Origin of the sequence: Oerskovia sp. USHLN155 (assembly GCF_037145535.1) — a bacterium.
GTDB classification, from domain to species: Bacteria; Actinomycetota; Actinomycetes; order Actinomycetales; family Cellulomonadaceae; genus Oerskovia; species Oerskovia rustica.
This window is the reverse complement of record NZ_JBBCXG010000010.1, coordinates 121895-137797: the sequence shown is the minus strand read 5'-3', so window position 1 is coordinate 137797 and position 15903 is coordinate 121895. Positions and strand designations below refer to the sequence as shown.

The following is a 15903-nucleotide window of genomic DNA, read 5'->3' as shown; positions in this document are numbered from 1 at the left end:
GTCGGGCTGCGGCGGGCTCAGCCCGTCAGCGCGCGTCGCACGTCAGCCGTGCGCCCAGCGTGGCGGCAGCGACCACGGCCGCCGCGGCGACGAACACGACGTCCTTGAGGACGTACTGGCCCAGGAGCGTCATACCGTCGCCGAAGAGCTCGCCGGGGAAGAGCACCACAGGTGACATCATGCCGACCAGTGCGACCGCGAGCACGACCAGGCCCACCTTCAACCATCGCCCCGTCAGGAGCGTCAGCCCGATGACGGTCTCGACGACCGCCGTCAGGACCACCGCCGCCGCCCCCTCGACGACGCCGAAGGTCAGCGCCCCGACGGTCTGCGTGACGATCTGCTCCGCCGGGCTCGCGCCGGGGAAGAACTTGAGCACCCCGAACCCCAGGAAGACGAGGCCGAGCGTGACCCGGAGCGCAGGGACCGACCACCGCGTCAGGTGGACGGCCACGGCGACGACCACGGCGTCGGCCCGCCCCACGAGCCCCGGCCGCGCTGGTGGGGCGCTGGTGAGGGGCGGCGGCTGCGGCGAGGGCGGCGTGGCGGTCGAGGGCGGCGGGAGCAAGGTCTGGGGTCCGGCAGCAGGCATCTGGTCTCCTCGTCGAGAGCGTGCGGACGTGCGGCGCTTTGTGGCGAAAGCACCGTGACGTCCGGATATGTGATGGCTCGGCGAGCGTAGCCATCGCTGATGAGGGCCAGATGAGGCCGTGCTCAGCCCGCGAGACGCGCGTGCAGGTGCATGTCGTGCCAGCCGTCGACGTGCTTGCCGCTCTCCCGGAGCGTGCCCTCTGGCACGAACCCTGCGGCGAGCGCGACCTTGCACGACGCCTCGTTGCGCGTCGAGTGCACGAGTCGCAGCCGGTGCAGGCCGAGGTCCTCGAACGCCCAGGCGACCAGCAGCCCGACGGCCCGGGGAGCGACCCGGCGGCCCCGCGCGGCAGGCAGGACCCAGTAGCCGACCTCTCCCCCGCCCTCGTGCAGGTCGAGGTGGTGCAGGGCGGTACGGCCGACCACGACGCCGTCGGACTCGACCGCCCAGTCTCCGGCCGCCTCCTGCACCCAGTGCTCGTGCCGCGAGTCGATCCACCGCTCCGCCTCCGCGACGTCGGCCATCGCGCGAGCGTGCCAGAGCTGGATCGCCGGGTCCTGGTACGCGGCGAGGAGGCTCGGCGCGTCGGCCCGGACCCAGGGGCGCAGCGTCAGGCCGTCGCCCGCGAGGACGGGCATCGGCTGTGCGCTCAGGCGGCCGGGGTGGACGGTGGGCTCGGTGAGGAGGGGCACGCCGCGGTGATGCCACGGCCGGTGCGAGACCGGGTGGTTTGAGGAGTTGCTAAACTCGCCAAGTCCCCAGGAGGTCCAGTGCCCACCACCGCCACCACGGCGCCGCTCTACGCGATCAAGGCCGAGCTGTTCCGCTCCCTCGCGCACCCCACCCGCATCCAGGCGCTCGAGGTGCTCAGCGCCGCGCCCCACCACGAGGCCCCCGTGAGCGACCTGCTCGCCGCGACCGGCGCCGAGGCCTCGGTCCTGTCCCAGCACCTCGCGGTGCTCAAGCGCGCCGGCGTCGTGACGTCGTCGCGCACGGGCAACACCGTCGTCTACCGGCTGAGCCGGCCGCTCGTCGCCGAGCTGCTCGTCGTCGCGCGCGCGTTCCTGCGCGAGACGCTCGACGCGTCCGGGCGACAGCTCGCCGCCGCGGACGAGCTGCCTCCCCTCCAGGGGGAGAGCGAACGGACCGGGCAGTGACGCGGGCGCCCCGGCCGTCAGGGCCGACCCTCCCCGTCGGCTCGACCCCGCCGACCCGCTCGGCCCGCTCCGCCCGGTCCCCGCGCGACCTGCTCCCCTCGCGCGCAGACGTCGACCTGCGACCGCGGACGCTGCGCGCCGACCTCCTTGCCGGCATCACGGTCGGCGTGGTCGCCCTGCCGCTCGCCCTCGCCTTCGGGGTGAGTGCCGGGGTCGGGCCCGGTCCTGGCCTCGTGACGGCCGTGGTCGCGGGCGTCGTGGCCGCGGTGTTCGGCGGTTCGCGCGTCCAGGTCAGCGGGCCGACCGGCGCGATGGCCGTCGTCCTCGCCCCGATCGTCGCCCAGCACGGCCCCGCCGCCGTGCCGCTCGTCGCGATCCTCGCGGGCGTCGTCGTGCTGCTGGCCGGGGTGACGCGGCTCGGGCGCGTCGTGACGTTCATCCCGTGGCCCGTGGTCGAGGGGTTCACGGCCGGGATCGCCGCGATCATCTTCCTCCAGCAGGTTCCCGCGGCCCTGGGCGTCTCGGGCGCGGTGGGTGGCAACCCGCTGGTCGTCGCCGTCGACTCGGTCGTGGCCGCGTTCGCGAACGGCCCCACGGCTCTGTGGACGCTCGGCACCGTGGCGCTCGTCGCCGTCGTGATGCTGGTCCTGCCGCGCGTCGCACCCGCGCTGCCCGCGTCGCTCGTCGCGGTCGTCCTCGCGACCGTCGTCGTCCAGCTCACGGGCGCCCCCGTCGCGCGCATCGGGGCACTGCCCGACTCCCTTCCTCTCCCGACCGTGCCGCACCTCGACGCGGGCATGCTGCGGTCGCTGATCGGCCCCGCGGTCGCGGTCGCGGCGCTCGCCGCGATCGAGTCGCTCCTCTCGGCCCGCGTCGCCGCAGCCATGCCATCGCCCGCGCAGGGCGGGCCCGTCAGGTCGCCACGCGGCCCGTCGGGTGCCACGACCGTGCCCGACGACGCCTCCCACCGCTACGACCCCGACCGTGAGCTCGTCGGCCAGGGGCTCGCGTCGATCGCGAGCGGCGTGTTCGGCGGGATGCCCGCGACCGGTGCGATCGCGAGGACCGCGGTCAACGTGCGCGCAGGTGCCCGGACGCGGCTCGCCGCCGTCGTGCACTCGGTCGTGATCCTGGGCGTCATCTACCTGGCGACGGGCCCCGTCTCGGTGATCCCGCTCGCGGCGCTGGCCGGGGTCCTCATGGTCACCGCGGTGCGCATGGTCTCGGTCGCGACCCTCCGTGCCGTGCTGACCTCGACCCGGGCCGACGCCGTCGTGCTCGTCGTGACCGCGGTCGTGACGATCGCGGTCGACCTCATCGAGGCCGTGCAGATCGGGCTCCTCGTCGCGGCGTTCTTCGCGCTGCGGTCGGTCGCGAAGGCGGCGGCCGTGCACCGCGAGCCACTGCCCGGGCCGGCGCTGCCGGGCGACGAGCACATCGCGCTCTACCGGCTCGACGGCGCCATGTTCTTCGGCGCCGCCGACCGCATCCACGCGCAGATCCGCGACGACCAGGACGCCCTGGTCGTCGTCCTGCGGCTCTCGCACCTGCGCCTCGTCGACGCGACCGGCGCCCACGCGCTGGGCGAGCTCGTCGCGGACCTCGAGCGCTCGGGCGTCACGGTCCTGGTCAAGGGCATCCAGCCCGCCCACCTGCCCGTGCTCACGCGCGTCGGCGTGCTCGACGAGCTGCGTCACGAGAAGCACCTGTTCGCCGACCTGCCGCCCGCGATCGAGCACGCGCGCTCGCACGTCGCGCGGGCTCAGGCCGGGGCTGCAGCCCTGCCCGCGAGCACCACCGGAGACCCGCCCCGGGACGCCCTCACCGCGTGACGTCGAGCGTCAGCAGCACCGTGACCGTGTCGCCCAGCTCGACGCCCTCGGCCGCACGGATCGCGTCCTTGAGCGGCACGACGTACAGGCCGTCCTTGGCGAACAGCGACGTGGTCCACGTCGTGCCCCCGATGCGTGCCGAGACCGGGATCATGCCCCAGCCGTAGGTCACGAGGGCCGCGACCTCGTGGATGCGGGCGCTCTCGTCGTCGGGCACGGTCACGAAGTGGAAGGGCGCGGGCCCCCGCCAGTGCCACACCTCGCCGACGGCCTCGATCTCCATCCGCCCAGCATCCCCCGGGGACGCGCGGCCCGCCGCTCCTGCCGCTCCTGCCGCTCCTGCGCCGAGCGTGCAGTTCGGGCTGCCCGTGGACGCCGGGGACAGCCCGAACTTCACACTCGGCGAGACGACTGGTCAGACCAGGATCGCGACCACGACGACGAACAGCGTGACGAGGACGAGGAGCACACCGAGGCCGACGAGCAGGCTGACGGCGACGGGGTGGGCCTGGCGCCACGGCACGAGGCGCGGGTCGAGGGCACGTAGCTGGGTCGGCGTGACGGGCTGACGAATCGGCGTGAGCGGGACGCCGCGACCGGCGAGGTCGAGCGCGAGGGCCGAGAGCTGCTCGCGGTCCCACATCTGTCCCACGAGCAGGAGGAGACGCTTGCGCGGTCCGACGACCACCAGGTGATGGGTGGGCGCGGCGCCGGCGAAACCCATGCTGTCGATCGTGACGACGCGTTCCATGTCCTCGACCGTGAAAGTCCTCGACCGACCCCACCCCTGGACCGTGAGGGTCCCGTCACCGAACGTGACGCGCGACTTGTCAGCCACCTGGCGGGCGAGGGCGTACGTCAACGGGATCATCGCGAGCACGAGGCCCAGGAAGACGAGCGGGAGCGCGATGCTCCGCGTGGTGATCGCGAGCGTGACCGCGTTCAGCCCGAGGAGCGGCGCCAGGATCCCGATGAGCATCAGGTTGGTGCGCACCATGCGCCGCTTCGCGTCGTCGTGCAGGGTCAGCTCGGTCATGCGCGACATCGTCCCACGGCCGATACCGGCGTCCGGGACTGCGCCCGCGCCTCGACTCCCCGCTCCGCTCAGGCGCGGGTCGCCGTCGCGACGGCCCGCTCGAAAGCGCCCGCGAGCGCCGCACGGACCGCATCCGGGGCGTCGGGGGTGCAGCGCGCGGCCACCGTCGCCGCGAGCTCGGCGAGGTGGGGCAGCAGGGCGTCGAGCTCCGGGGTCGTCGCGTCGAGCTCGTGCGCGGGCACGACGACCGTGGCGGTGATCCGTCGCCGCGACCGGGAGAACCGGACGTTGCGGACACCGGCCGGGCCGGCCGAGGGCGTGACCGAGCCGCCGAGCGCGAGCATGACGTCGAGCTCGCCCAGGCCCGGGACGTCGAGCGGGGCGCACTCGGCCTGGAGCGCGCGGCGCAGCCGGACTACCGCGCCGACGTCCCGGTCGGGGCCGCCCAGGACGTTGCGCTGCACGAGGATCATGCGGGCGGCCCGGTGGGCGGGAGGTCGGGCAGGTTCTGGTCGAGCAGGTCCGCGAAGGTCTCGGCGAGGGTGTGCCGCTCGCCCGTGTCGTGGTCGAAGGTCACGACGGGGCCGTCGTTCGTGATCACGAGGGGATTGCCCGAGCCGTCGAACCCGATCACGAGCCCTTCGTCCGCGACGGCCCAGCCGTCCGCGCGGAAGGCGCGCGTGAGGGCCGCGACGTCGGTGTCCTCGAGCGGGGACGCGTTGCACAGGCCGTGGACGGGGACGCCCACGAAGCACCCGCCGTGCCGCCCGACCACCTCCACGTACCCAGGGTCAAGGACCACGTCGAGGCCGCTCACGGCCTCCTCGATCTCGTCGCACGTCGAGGGCTCGCCCGCGCCGTAGAGGGCCACCGCGGCGTCCAGCCGCGCCAGGAGGTCGGGGGTCAGCACCATACGTGCAGGTTAGCCGGGGCCTGGGACAGCCCGACGGCGTCGCGTGCCCGGGTGCTCGCGTCACGCCGGCACGGGACCATGACCAGGCACGCACCACCGACCCGCGAGGCGCACCATGACCCGCTTCGTCGTCGACTCCGGCGCCGTCCTGCGACTCGTCGAGACCTCCGCCGAGGTGTCGAGCGCCCTGTCCCCCGAGACGGGTCGCGAACTACGGGCCCAGGTGGGCCGCCTGCCGATCCGCCTGCTCGGCGCGACGTGAGGACGACCGGTCCGCACGGTGCGCTGCGACGGGCGACGGTCGGTACCCCATCAGCGAACTGATCACGGAGCCTCGGAAGGATCCTCCGCGAAGCCGCCCTTGAGGATGTCCTCCTGCCAGTACTCCCACTCCCCGTCCGGCAAGGGATCGAACGTCCCGACCGTCAAGTTCTGCGACTCGCACCGAGTGCCTGACGGCACAAACTGATCGACCAAGTAGGAACCATCCGTCTGCCTGACAACTTCAAACCTTCCGCTGACCGGATCCGCATCATCATCGTCAAACGCCGCGTCGTCCCGGGTCAACGACCAATCAAAGACCGTGCACCCAACCACCCTGGCACTCTTCCCGTCCGGAGCAACCTCCACACTCACCGGATCGAAGGGCCGAGGGCCAGGCACCCGGTAGGCACCGTTGTCGTTGTTCTCCCGAGAGAACTTCCCGAGCGTCCATTGCAACTCGCGTATTGCATCGGGGGTCCAGGTTGCATGCAGTGACGACGACCGCGTGTCCAGTCCATTGAACGCCACTGCCTCGGGCAGCGCAGCGGCGCGCACTGCCTGAACCCACGGATCGGACTCGAGCTCACCAGTCGGTTCCCCCGCCGACCACACCACCGACGGCGTCGGAGCAGGCCCAGGAACCTCCGGACCCCCACATCCCACCAACACACCTGACATGACGACCACGCCGCCAACCGTCCACCGACTCATTGCGTGCATACCGCGTCTCCTGCGCTTCCATCCGTCATGTCCCGGGCACTTGAGTAGACATCGAGGTACTTCTGAGCCTGCTGGTCGTACGCTTCGATCGCGCCCTGTTCGGTCGCGAACTTCTCGGGTGCGACCTGGAACACGATCCGCGCCGAGAGGTACTTCATCTCATCGGCCCGGTCCATGCACTCGGCGTCCGACTCGATCACGGCCTGCTTCTCGTTGCCCGCCCACAGCACCTCCGCGCGTTTGTTCCCTTGCTCGACCCCCGCTGAAACGAGCTCTCCGAGCGCGAGGTCAGCCACCCAGCCGACCCCCTTTCCCAGGATCTTGTCCGTTCCCGGTATCGGGACAGCCTCTTCGATCACTGCGACGGGCCATTCGACAAGCTTCTGATGGCGTGCGTCGATCGCCGCAGCCGAGGTGATGTCGACCCCGTGAGTCGCGCCGTCGACGAGGGCCTGGAGTCCCACGACACGCGCGAAGACACCGTCCCCGTCCAAGACCTCGACACCGTCCTGAATGAAGGACCCCGGTGCGCTCGCCGCCACCCTGATCAGACTTTGCTGATAGTGGTCGACCGCTTGCGTGAGATACCAGCCAGCGGTCTGGTGCTGCCCGAGCGTCCCGGCAAAGTCCGTGAGAGTCGTCCGGCTGACCGCTGCGACGGCACGGTCTTCCCCCATCCATGGAAGGCGATCATCTACGACCGTCTCAATATCGTCTCCACCACGGACAATCGCCCACTCGGTCAGCATCGGGATCTCGACGGCAAGAGATGCGACCATCCGGATCGCCGCGTCATCGGAGACTTGGTCCGTGATGAACCGGGGGTTGCCCGACAGTTCTCGGATGATGCCTCCGGAGACGATCTCGGCAGTCGTCCAGACCTCCGGGTCGTACGTCCCGCTCGCGGGAGCGCCCGGCACGCTCTGGAGCGCGGTCCACAGCGTCGCCGGGGTCTCGAACCCGTCCCCGGTGGACGACTCGCTCCAGTCGCGCTCGCCGAACCAGTATCTGACTCGTCCTTCGCCAAGACTCCGTCCCTGTGCCACCTCGTCCGGCCCTGAGTGTCCGAACCACGCCAGCGTCGCTTCCGGGTAGAGCGCGAGGGTGGCGAACACCTGCTCCGCCGGGCGGTCGGACGGCATGGCGTCTGTGGAGTCGGACTCGAACCACATGAGGCTGCGGCCGCCGGCGACGACGCTGGTGTCGAGCAGCCCCAGCTCGCCCGGCCTGCCCGGTGACCGTTCGACCGCATCGATCTGGTCAGCCATCGCAGTCGCGAACGTGGCGCTCATGGGCGCTCTGTCTCGATCGTGGAAGAGCCACCCGATCACGGAGAGCCCACCCCCGATCGTCCCCGTCGCCCCGGAGAACATCTCGGCTGCGAAGGTGCTCGCCGTGGTGACGTCCCAGGTGTGCGACGCGCTCGACAGCCCGTGCCGGAGTGCGGTGGCGAGCCCGTGCAACGACTGTGGGTCCACGGAATGGTCCGCGTCCGTGATCGACGTCCCGAGCGTGTTCACCAGCTCCCGCGTCCGCTCTCCGCCCAGGGACCGGAAGTAGGCGTCCATGACCGCGGGGTCCTTGCCCCACACGGTGAAGAAGTCCTGCAGGTAGGTCACGTCCCCGGTCTTCAGGTCCCCGTCCAGCGCCTGGTCGGTGAACCTCTTGTACGCCGCCACGAGCTTGGCGGTGTCCAACGCCTCGACCCCGGTGATCCCGGCGCGCGAGAGCACCTCCTTGCGCTGAGCCCACCCCGTGGCCCCCGGGATCGCCAGGGCGCCGACCAACCTGTCGTCCAACGCCTGACGCTGCACGGCCAGGTCCCGCAACGCGGCCCCGGCCACGTGCGCGTCCATCTCTGCCTGCTCGGCCAGCATCGCGCGACGCGCCTCGACCGCAGGGCTCGTGCTCCCGTCGAACCCGCCTACCGCGTACCGCATCCGCTCAGCGTCCTCGCGCGCCTGCCGGTGGAACGACACCTGGGCTCGAAGACTCACGACAGCGTCCGCGTACTCGTCGAGCGCAGCGTGCACGGGCCTGGCGAGCTCAGACAGCTCTCTCTGGCGCGTTCGCGTGTGCCCCGCCTCGTACTGCCACGCGTTCGCGGCCTCCCCGGTCCAGACCTTCGGCCCGAGCGCGTCCTGGACGCCGCCGATGCCCGACTCGACCTGCGCGAGCACGTCCTCGTGCCCCCGCAGCACCGCCGCGAACCCCGTCGGCCCCCTCATCACCCCGGCCCCAGGATCCTCCTCGTCCCACCGGATCACGACACCACCCGCGCCAACCCGGCATCAGCCTGTGCCATCGCGTCCACGACCCCGCTCACCTGCGCGGCCAGCCCCTCGAGCTCCCCGCGCCCCAGCATGAGCTCGGTCGAGAACCACAGCGCCCACTCCTCGACCGCTGCGGCCACTGCCGGGCTCCCGACGTCCTCGCACCACGCCTGCGCCCGCTCCGGGACTTGCCCCACCAACGCCGACATGCGCGTCGAGCCATCGCTCAACGCCGCGTACGACACGCTCAGATCACTCGCCACCACACGCCCCCTGAAGCACCCTCGCGTCGATCGACGCACCGCACAGTAGCGCAGCGCGCACCACCAGACGGCGGGGCCCTCCGTCCTGTGGACAGCCGTGCGGGCCGTGGTTCCACCGGCCGACGAGCCTGGCGACGTCCCCTCTTCGCCCGGCGTTCGCGGGCGGAGTCCTGGAGGAGTCCTCGATGCTCCCCGACGACGACCTGGCCACGACTGTCAGCGAGATCGCCCACCTGACCGGTACCGCCGCGGGTCTGCGGACGCTGTGTCGACGACGCCGGGAAAGCGCTGACCCCGTCCTCCACGGGGACGACTCCGAGGCCGTCCTCCGCGGTGCGCGGCCCCGCTCGCGGCAGGAGCCCTCGCGCCGCTCCGCGTGCGCGTCACGGCCTGACGCTCGCCCCGCGCTGCCCGACGACGTCACGCACCCGGGTGCGTCGGTCGCCGTAGAGCGGGACGATGGCGGAGGCACGTCCCCTCCTCCCCTGACCAGCCCCTGACCAGCGAGGTGCTCCATGACCCGGTTCGTCATCGACCCCGGCACGGTCCTGCGGCTCGTCGCCGACGACGCCCAGGTCTCGGACACGCACGAGCTGCTCGCGCCGACCCTCCTGCGGTCGCAGACGTTGTCCGCTCTGCACGAGGCCGTGCATCGCGGTGACCTGTCCGTCGAGGTCGGACGGGAGCGGCTGGCCCGCGTCGGCCGTCTGAAGATCCGGCTCCTCGGCGACGGCGTGCTGCGCCGCACCGCGTGGACGGTGGCTGAACGGCTCGGCTGGTCCTCGACCTACGACGCCGAGTACGTGGCTCTCACGCAGCTCCAGGGGGATGCCCTCGTGACGGCCGACGTGGAGCTCGCCCGGGCCGTCCGGGGAGTGGTCGAGACGGCACCGTACGAGTCGCTGCTCGACGCGGGGGCATGATCGGCGGGGCGGACCGGTCGCGTCAGGGTCTCGACGCTGCCAGTCGGTCGAGCGCCCCGATCGACGCCTCGACGATCTGCGCCTGTGCGTCGGCCCGGCTCGTCGTCGGCCGACCGTCCCCTGGTTGCGCACCGTAGTCGGCGAAGAACGCGTGGACGGCCCCCGGGACCTCGACGAGCTCGGTGGTGGCAGGCAGGTCGGCGCGGGAGGCCTCGATCTTGTCGGGCGTCGTCAGGCCGTCGCGCGATCCCCACACCGAGGTCACCTCGACGTCCGCGGTGCTCATGTCGCCAGACGGGTACGAGGCGTGCAGGAGCAGGCCGCCGACCTCGTCGTCGTGCGTCGCAGCGAACGACGCGGCGACGACGCCGCCCAGGGAGTGGCCGCCCACCGCCCAGGTGTCGACGACGTCGAACGCCGCCATCGCGGAGGCCGACTGGTTCGGGGACGTGAAGGCGATCCCCAGGGGCTCCTTGAGCGCCACGACCAGGTAGCCCGCCTCGGCGAGCGGCCGAAGCACGGCAGCCGTGGCGCGCACGTCCACCCGAGCCCCGGGCGAGTAGACGAGGCCTGTGGACGCGTCGCCACCGCGCGGGACGAATGCGATCCAACCTGGCTCGTCGAGCACCTCGACCGAACCGTCGCTCTCGAGGGCCGCGAGCGCCGGCGCGGTCGCAGGGAAGGGCCTGAGCCACACGACCGACGCAGCGAGCGCCACGAGCACGATCAGTCCTGCACCGAGGGAGATCCCGCGAAGCACACACCGGGATCGCGACCGCTCCGGGCGCCGAGCGGGCCGCCGAGCACGCACGACGGTCGCCAGGAGCAGAAGCACACCGGCGACCGCGCTCACCACCAGGACCGCGGTGAGCGCCCAGTGCTGGTGGCGGACGGTGTCCCCCGTCGTCGCCACGACCCACACGGGTGCGGCGACCAGCCCGACCCCCAGGACGGCGAGCAGGAGGCGACCGACCAGGCCGCCGCGCGGTCCGCGGGTGCCGTCGCCGGGTTGTTCGGGTCCAGGGTCCGTCCGGACGTTCGGCGCACTCATCCCTGCTCCAGAGTTCTCGACGACACCACCGGTGGCCCGGGGGCGATCGTCACGCTAACAGTGGTTTCGCGCGCGCGGCCCACGTCCGGATGCCAGCCGACCCGACCGCGAGGACCATGGCCGCATGACGAAGCTGCTGACCGCCGACCCACCGCCCGACACCCTGCCTCGCCGGATCGGGCGCGTCGCGCTCGGTCTGGCCCTCGTGTTCGCCGGGATCAGCCACCTGACCTTCTCGCGCGAGGAGTTCCAGGCCCAGGTGCCGGACTGGTTCCCGGTGGACGAGGACGTCACGGTCCTCGCGTCAGGGGCGGTCGAGATCGCGCTCGGCTCGTCCCTGGTCGTGCTGTCGCGGCAGCGCGTCGCGGTGGGGCTGATCGCGGCGGCGTTCTTCGTCGTGATCTTTCCCGGGAACATCGGGCAGTGGCTCGAGCACAAGGACGGGTTCGGGCTCGACACCGACGCCAAGCGGTTCGGCAGGTTGTTCTTCCAGCCCGTGCTCGTCGCGTGGGCGCTGTGGTCGACGGGGGCGTTCAGCGCCCTGCGACGCGCTCGGGCCGACCGCCCCTGACACGATGACCGTGACCCTCGCGCTGCCGTTCCACGGGCGATGGCTCGTGCAGAACAGCCCGGCCCGGCGCGTGCCCAGCCACGGCGTCGACGTCCTGGGCCAGCGGTACGCGATCGACTTCGTGGGCGTCGACTCCCGGCACCGCACGGCCGCGGTCCGCGACTGGCGCACGGCCCTGGGGACCGAGCCGCCCGAACGCTTCGTCGCGTTCGGTCGCCCGATCCTCGCGCCGGCGGACGGTGTCGTGGTCCGGGTGCACGACGGCGAGGACGACCACGCGGCCCGTCGCTCCCAGCTGGCCCTCGTGCCCTACGCGCTCGGGGCCGCGGCGCGGCTGCGCGAGGGGGTGCACGCCGTCGCGGGGAACCACGTGACCGTCGCGCTGGCGGGCTCCGGTGCGTTCGTGTCCCTCGTGCACCTGCGCCGCGGGTGCCTGCGGGTCCGGGTCGGCGACGCGGTGCGCGCCGGGCAGCAGGTCGCCGCGTGCGGGAACTCGGGGAACTCGACCCAGCCGCACGTGCACGTGCAGGTCACGGACAGCGCCGACTTCTTCGTGGCGCGCGGTGTGCCGATCACGTTCCGCGACTTCCGGGAGTGGCCGCGCGGGCGGGGCGAGCCCCTCGACCGGGTGACGGGGCTGCCCGACGAGCGCTCCGTCGTCGAACCGTTGGCGTGACGGCGGGCGGTCCTGGGGCCGTCCCGGACGCCGAGTGTGCAGTTCTGGTCGCCTGTCGGCCCCGCCTGACAGCCGGAACTGCACACTCGACGACCGCAGGTCGCCCGGCCCCGGTCAGGCGAGCGGCTGGAGCCGGAACAGGCGGACCACCCGGCCCGAGTCCCTCTCGTAGGCGCGGTAGCCGGGCCACTGCGCCTGGATCAGGTCCCACGCGGCCTCCCGCTCGTCGTCGGGCTCGACGAGCGTGGCCCGGACGCGCATGTCCCGGCCGCGGACCGTGATCGACGCGTCCGGGTTCGCCAGCAGGTTGTACGTCCACGCGGGGTGCCTGTCACGCGCGAACGACGTGCCCGCGACGATCGCCCGCCCGTGGCCGTCGGGCGTGTACATGAGGTACGTGCTGCGCGGCTCGCCCGACCGCGCACCCGTCGAGTGCAGGACCAGCGACGGCACGAGCAACGCGCTGAGCTGCACCCGCCCGCCCGACACCCGCGCGAGCACACGCTCGGCCGGGGGCAGGACGACCGGCCCGACCCGGCGGAACGCCCGCGTGCGCGTGAGCGGGGCGACCAAGGACCGGACGACCTGCAGCAGGGAGGTCATGCCCCCATGATGGCCGGGGTCGCCGTGGTGCGCGCGTCCGCGGGTCCCGCTACCGCCCCGCGTCGACCTTGCTGACGCCGTGGGTGTCTCCCCCGTCGACGTCGCGGTCCTGAAGAACAACCGCGCCAAGGCCGTGCGGTTCACGACGCTCGACGCGATCTGCCGCGTGCTCGACTGCCAGCCGGGCGACGTCCTGCGCTGGGAGCCGCTCTACGCCGACGCCTCCGACGACGGCTCGGGCGCCGGCTCCGGCGACGGGTCGGGGATCTCCCCGGGCCGGTAGCGCGGGAGCCGGCTGGCGGGCAGGATCGCGGTCGCGCTGATGCCCGCGAGGATCAGCAGACCGATGCGCAGCGTGTCGAGCCGGCTCTGCTCGTTGACCGCGACGGCCGCGTCGACCTGGGCCTGGTTGGCGTCGGTCCCTTCCAGGACCTCGCGCAGCTCGTCGTTGCTCACGAAGTTCACGTTGTCGAGGTCCACCTGCGCGACGAGCGACGGCGGCAGCTCGGGGTGCTCGACGACGGAGCGGGCCACGCTGATGCCCAGGACCGTCACGAGCAGCGCCCCGACGACCGCGGTCCCGACGGCCGACGCGAGGTTCTGCGTGGTCCCGCGGATCGACCCGACGTCCCCGGCGAGCGTCTTCGGCACGGCCGTGACCAGCACGTTGAACACCAGCGTGACGAGCGCGCCCTGCCCGACCCCGAACACCAGCAGCCCGAGGATCGTCGGCACCGTCTCCCAGTTGTTCGTCACGACGAACGACAGCCAGGTGAGCGCGCCCGTCGTCAGGACGAACCCGAAGACCCCGATCGTGCGCGGGCTGAACCGCCCGTAGAAGCGCACGACGAGGGTCGCCGTGACGAACACCGTGAGGTTGAACGGCATCATCGCGAGCGCGGTGTCGAAGGGCGTCCGGCCCTGCACGATCTGGATGTACAGGGGGACGGTGAAGTTGAGGGCGGCCTCGAGCGCCACGACGATGAACATCGCGTACACCGCGGCCCGCTCGCTCGAGGACCCGAGGACGGTCAGGTCGACCAGGGGCACCTTCCCGGCCGCCGCCCGCCGCCGCGTCCACCAGAAGAACGTCTGCCCGAGCACGACGCCGACGACGACGAACAGCGGCGCCGGCGAGACCCCGACGACCGAGAAGGGCGCGTCGGGCGAGGCGAACAGCAGGCCCCACGCGTTGAGGTTGTTGAAGCCCAGGGTCAGCAGGACGATCGCCGCGCCGATCAGGACGGCCGCCACGAGGTCGATCCGGATGCCGGGGTCGCCCCGGTCCGAGCGCAGCCGGAAGCTGAAGAGGAACACGACGACCGCGAGGAGCAGCACGATTCCGAACACGGGGCGCCAGCCGACGAGGGTGCCCAGCGCGCCGCCGATGAAGAAGGCGCTCACGCCGGAGATCGCTCGGGCCGAACCGAGCGACCCGATCGCCGTCGCCTGCTGGGGTCCGTGGTAGTTCTCGGCGATGAGCGCGACGAGCGCCGGCACGATGATCGCGGCGGACGCGCCCGCGACGGCCTGGCCCGCGATGGCCCATCCCACGGTGGGCGAGAAGATCATCATGAGCGCGGACACGGCGAACGTCGCCACCACGACGCGGAAGACGACGACCCACCCGATCCGCTGACCGAGCTTCGCTCCCGTCATCACGAGCGCCGCGACCGCGAGCCCGTAGACCACGATCGTCGAGCTCACGACGGTCGGCGGCACGCCGAACTCCTCGACCATCCCGCCGAGCGACACGGGCAGGGCCGCGACGTTGAACGACATCAGGACCTGGGCCAGGAACAGGCCGACCATGGGGACCCAGGACCGGCGGGTCTCGGTTGCGGCGGGTTCCTCGCTGACACGGCTCATGGGCGGCTCTCCGACTTCTCGGGGACGTGGACGGACGACGCGAAGAGGTTGAGGCCGAGGGCGCGCGACAGGTAGGCCGTCGCGCGCTGGCCCCGGACGCTGTTCCCCGCGGAGTCCAGCGGTGGGGAGAACGTCCCGATCGCGCCCTTGCCCGGCGCCACCGCGACGATGCCGCCCGCGACCCCCGACTTCGCGGGGAGCCCGATCTCGAAGAGCCACTCCCCCGACCGCTCGTACAGGCCCGTCGAGGCGAGCACCGCGAGGGTGTCCCGGCAGACCTGCGCGGAGACGACCCGCTCCCCGGTGACGGGGTTGACGCCGCCGTCGGCGAGGGTCGCGCCCATGACCGCGAGGTCGCGGGCGGTCACGCGTAGCGCGCACTGGCGCGTGTACACGTCGACCACCTCGAGCGGGTCGGTCTCGATGCGTCCGTAGCTCTCGAGCAGGCGCGCGATGGCTCGGTTGCGGATGTTCGTCTCGGACTCGGACCGGTAGACGACGCCGTCGAGCTCGAGCGGCCGTCCCGCGAAGCGCGAGAGGCCCGTCCGGACGTTCTCCCACTGCTCGGCGGGCGTCCCGCCGGGCATCATCGCGGTCGTCGCGAGGGCGCCGGCGTTGACCATGGGGTTCATGGGGTGGCCGTCGTTGAGCTCGAGCGCCATGACCGAGTTGAACGGGAGCCCGGTGTTGTTCACGCCGACGCGGTCGCGCACGGTCTCGTGCCCGTAGGCCTCGCACACGAGCGCGTAGACGAAGGCCTTCGAGATCGACTGCACCGAGAACTCGACGCCGGTGTCCCCGGCCTCGTGCAGCTCGCCGTCGACCACGGCGACGCTCACGCCGAACAGCGCTGGGTCCACCGCTGCGAGCACCGGGATGTAGTCGGCGACGTCTCCGGCGGCGTGGTCGCGGTACCGGGCGTGCGCCTCGACGACCAGGTGCTCGACCCGGTCCCACCGGGGCAGCGCCCCGGTCGCTGCCACCTGCTCGACGTCGTCGACATCCATCCGCGCACCCGCCCGTCTCTGGAACCCTCCGTGATGCTCCCACCGCGGTCGTGGGAGCGCACTCGGAGGGCGAGGGGTCGGCGCGAGGGCGGCCGTGGAGCAGGCCCGACGGCGCCGGGTCCGCGCGAGGTCGTCAGCCTCGTGCCCGGGTCA

Annotated in this window: 19 protein-coding genes and 1 pseudogene; 7 read left to right on the top strand and 13 right to left on the bottom strand. The window is 72.4% G+C overall.

Translation table 11 applies throughout. The annotated features are described in order from the left end of the window. Window positions 1–25: 25 nt before the first annotated feature. Both WFH32_RS15405 and WFH32_RS15400 read right to left on the bottom strand, forming a co-directional pair. Entirely contained in the window at window positions 26–592 is a 567-nt protein-coding gene (locus WFH32_RS15405) for a DoxX family membrane protein (protein ID WP_336708197.1), read from the bottom strand. Window positions 593–714: 122 nt separating this feature from the next. Beyond that, window positions 715–1284: a GNAT family N-acetyltransferase gene (locus WFH32_RS15400; RefSeq protein ID WP_191794773.1), complete on the bottom strand. Its 570-nt coding sequence runs from the start codon at window positions 1282–1284 to the stop codon at window positions 715–717. A 78-nt stretch (window positions 1285–1362) separates the two neighbouring features. Between WFH32_RS15400 and WFH32_RS15395 the strand changes: the two genes are divergently transcribed. Continuing rightward, window positions 1363–1749: an ArsR/SmtB family transcription factor gene (locus WFH32_RS15395; RefSeq protein WP_336708195.1), complete on the top strand. Its 387-nt coding sequence runs from the start codon at window positions 1363–1365 to the stop codon at window positions 1747–1749. Between the two features lie 89 nt (window positions 1750–1838). Next, complete coding sequence (locus WFH32_RS15390) at window positions 1839–3581, top strand: SulP family inorganic anion transporter (protein WP_336708275.1); 1743 nt, start codon at window positions 1839–1841, stop codon at window positions 3579–3581. Here the strand turns inward: WFH32_RS15390 and WFH32_RS15385 are convergent. From WFH32_RS15385 to WFH32_RS15370, 4 genes are all read right to left on the bottom strand, one after another. Next, a complete protein-coding gene (locus WFH32_RS15385) occupies window positions 3571–3864 on the bottom strand; it encodes a DUF1905 domain-containing protein (protein ID WP_191794768.1) in 294 nt (97 codons plus the stop codon). The two genes, WFH32_RS15390 and WFH32_RS15385, sit on opposite strands and share 11 nt — an antisense overlap. Window positions 3865–3996: 132 nt before the next feature. Continuing rightward, window positions 3997–4617 carry a hypothetical protein gene (locus WFH32_RS15380; protein ID WP_191794766.1) on the bottom strand — a complete coding sequence of 207 codons (621 nt, stop codon included), beginning with the start codon at window positions 4615–4617 and terminating at the stop codon, window positions 3997–3999. A 68-nt stretch (window positions 4618–4685) separates the two neighbouring features. After that, entirely contained in the window at window positions 4686–5090 is a 405-nt protein-coding gene (locus WFH32_RS15375; protein ID WP_336708194.1) for a hypothetical protein, read from the bottom strand. Next, a complete protein-coding gene (locus WFH32_RS15370; RefSeq protein WP_191794762.1) occupies window positions 5087–5530 on the bottom strand; it encodes an SMI1/KNR4 family protein in 444 nt (147 codons plus the stop codon). The genes WFH32_RS15375 and WFH32_RS15370 overlap by 4 nt, the downstream gene beginning before the upstream one ends. Before the next feature lie 115 nt (window positions 5531–5645). Here WFH32_RS15370 and WFH32_RS15365 point away from each other — a divergent pair, with 115 nt between their 5' ends. Further along, window positions 5646–5792 carry a hypothetical protein gene (locus tag WFH32_RS15365; protein WP_336708193.1) on the top strand — a complete coding sequence of 49 codons (147 nt, stop codon included), beginning with the start codon at window positions 5646–5648 and terminating at the stop codon, window positions 5790–5792. Between the two features lie 62 nt (window positions 5793–5854). Here WFH32_RS15365 and WFH32_RS15360 read toward each other — a convergent pair whose 3' ends face one another. Genes WFH32_RS15360 through WFH32_RS15350 form a run of 3 tightly spaced genes read right to left on the bottom strand, consistent with a single transcriptional unit; the run spans window position 5855 to window position 8996 of the window. Then, window positions 5855–6481 carry a hypothetical protein gene (locus tag WFH32_RS15360; RefSeq protein ID WP_336708192.1) on the bottom strand — a complete coding sequence of 209 codons (627 nt, stop codon included), beginning with the start codon at window positions 6479–6481 and terminating at the stop codon, window positions 5855–5857. A gap of 20 nt (window positions 6482–6501) precedes the next feature. Next, window positions 6502–8781 (bottom strand): hypothetical protein, encoded by a 2280-nt coding sequence (locus WFH32_RS15355; protein ID WP_336708191.1) that lies wholly within the window; start codon window positions 8779–8781, stop codon window positions 6502–6504. After that, the gene (locus WFH32_RS15350; RefSeq protein WP_191794753.1) at window positions 8778–8996 is read right to left on the bottom strand and encodes a hypothetical protein; all 219 of its coding nucleotides are present in this window, start codon (window positions 8994–8996) and stop codon (window positions 8778–8780) included. Before WFH32_RS15350 ends, WFH32_RS15355 begins: the two co-directional genes overlap by 4 nt. Before the next feature lie 569 nt (window positions 8997–9565). Between WFH32_RS15350 and WFH32_RS15345 the strand changes: the two genes are divergently transcribed. After that, window positions 9566–9973 (top strand): type II toxin-antitoxin system VapC family toxin, encoded by a 408-nt coding sequence (locus WFH32_RS15345; RefSeq protein ID WP_336708190.1) that lies wholly within the window; start codon window positions 9566–9568, stop codon window positions 9971–9973. 22 nt (window positions 9974–9995) lie between these two features. Here the strand turns inward: WFH32_RS15345 and WFH32_RS15340 are convergent, their stop codons facing one another. Further along, window positions 9996–11024, bottom strand: a complete 1029-nt coding sequence (locus WFH32_RS15340) for an alpha/beta hydrolase (protein WP_336708188.1) — start codon at window positions 11022–11024, stop codon at window positions 9996–9998. Window positions 11025–11148: 124 nt separating this feature from the next. Here WFH32_RS15340 and WFH32_RS15335 point away from each other — a divergent pair, with 124 nt between their 5' ends. Further along, entirely contained in the window at window positions 11149–11595 is a 447-nt protein-coding gene (locus tag WFH32_RS15335; RefSeq protein ID WP_336708187.1) for a DoxX family protein, read from the top strand. Between the two features lie 4 nt (window positions 11596–11599). Continuing rightward, a complete protein-coding gene (locus WFH32_RS15330; RefSeq protein WP_336708185.1) occupies window positions 11600–12271 on the top strand; it encodes a M23 family metallopeptidase in 672 nt (223 codons plus the stop codon). Window positions 12272–12385: 114 nt separating this feature from the next. On the opposite strand, the gene WFH32_RS15325 is transcribed toward WFH32_RS15330, so the two are convergent. Then, a complete protein-coding gene (locus WFH32_RS15325) occupies window positions 12386–12874 on the bottom strand; it encodes a nitroreductase/quinone reductase family protein (protein WP_138827039.1) in 489 nt (162 codons plus the stop codon). A 64-nt stretch (window positions 12875–12938) separates the two neighbouring features. Between WFH32_RS15325 and WFH32_RS15320 the strand changes: the two are divergent. Next, window positions 12939–13157 (top strand): annotated as a pseudogene (locus WFH32_RS15320) (helix-turn-helix domain-containing protein); the annotation flags it as partial. Here WFH32_RS15320 and WFH32_RS15315 read toward each other — a convergent pair. Both WFH32_RS15315 and glsA read right to left on the bottom strand, forming a co-directional pair. Further along, window positions 13085–14743, bottom strand: a complete 1659-nt coding sequence (locus WFH32_RS15315; RefSeq protein ID WP_225227663.1) for an MFS transporter — start codon at window positions 14741–14743, stop codon at window positions 13085–13087. The pseudogene WFH32_RS15320 and the gene WFH32_RS15315 sit on opposite strands and share 73 nt — an antisense overlap. Beyond that, window positions 14740–15750, bottom strand: a complete 1011-nt coding sequence (gene glsA / locus WFH32_RS15310) for a glutaminase A (RefSeq protein WP_191794743.1) — start codon at window positions 15748–15750, stop codon at window positions 14740–14742. Before glsA ends, WFH32_RS15315 begins: the two co-directional genes overlap by 4 nt. Window positions 15751–15903 lie beyond the last annotated feature (153 nt).

Bases quoted from the DNA above. Each gene is read 5' to 3' on its own strand.
- WFH32_RS15405 (WP_336708197.1), bottom strand. From the start codon at position 592: ATGCCTGCTGCCGGACCCCAGACCTTGCTCCCGCCGCCCTCGACCGCC.
- WFH32_RS15385 (WP_191794768.1), bottom strand. From the start codon at position 3,864: ATGGAGATCGAGGCCGTCGGCGAGGTGTGGCACTGGCGGGGGCCCGCG.
- WFH32_RS15380 (WP_191794766.1), bottom strand. From the start codon at position 4,617: ATGACCGAGCTGACCCTGCACGACGACGCGAAGCGGCGCATGGTGCGC.
- WFH32_RS15375 (WP_336708194.1), bottom strand. From the start codon at position 5,090: ATGATCCTCGTGCAGCGCAACGTCCTGGGCGGCCCCGACCGGGACGTC.
- WFH32_RS15370 (WP_191794762.1), bottom strand. From the start codon at position 5,530: ATGGTGCTGACCCCCGACCTCCTGGCGCGGCTGGACGCCGCGGTGGCC.
- WFH32_RS15365 (WP_336708193.1), top strand. From the start codon at position 5,646: ATGACCCGCTTCGTCGTCGACTCCGGCGCCGTCCTGCGACTCGTCGAG.
- WFH32_RS15350 (WP_191794753.1), bottom strand. From the start codon at position 8,996: ATGTCGGCGTTGGTGGGGCAAGTCCCGGAGCGGGCGCAGGCGTGGTGC.
- WFH32_RS15345 (WP_336708190.1), top strand. From the start codon at position 9,566: ATGACCCGGTTCGTCATCGACCCCGGCACGGTCCTGCGGCTCGTCGCC.
- WFH32_RS15340 (WP_336708188.1), bottom strand. From the start codon at position 11,024: ATGAGTGCGCCGAACGTCCGGACGGACCCTGGACCCGAACAACCCGGC.
- WFH32_RS15335 (WP_336708187.1), top strand. From the start codon at position 11,149: ATGACGAAGCTGCTGACCGCCGACCCACCGCCCGACACCCTGCCTCGC.
- WFH32_RS15330 (WP_336708185.1), top strand. From the start codon at position 11,600: ATGACCGTGACCCTCGCGCTGCCGTTCCACGGGCGATGGCTCGTGCAG.
- WFH32_RS15325 (WP_138827039.1), bottom strand. From the start codon at position 12,874: ATGACCTCCCTGCTGCAGGTCGTCCGGTCCTTGGTCGCCCCGCTCACG.
- WFH32_RS15315 (WP_225227663.1), bottom strand. From the start codon at position 14,743: ATGAGCCGTGTCAGCGAGGAACCCGCCGCAACCGAGACCCGCCGGTCC.
- glsA (WP_191794743.1), bottom strand. From the start codon at position 15,750: ATGGATGTCGACGACGTCGAGCAGGTGGCAGCGACCGGGGCGCTGCCC.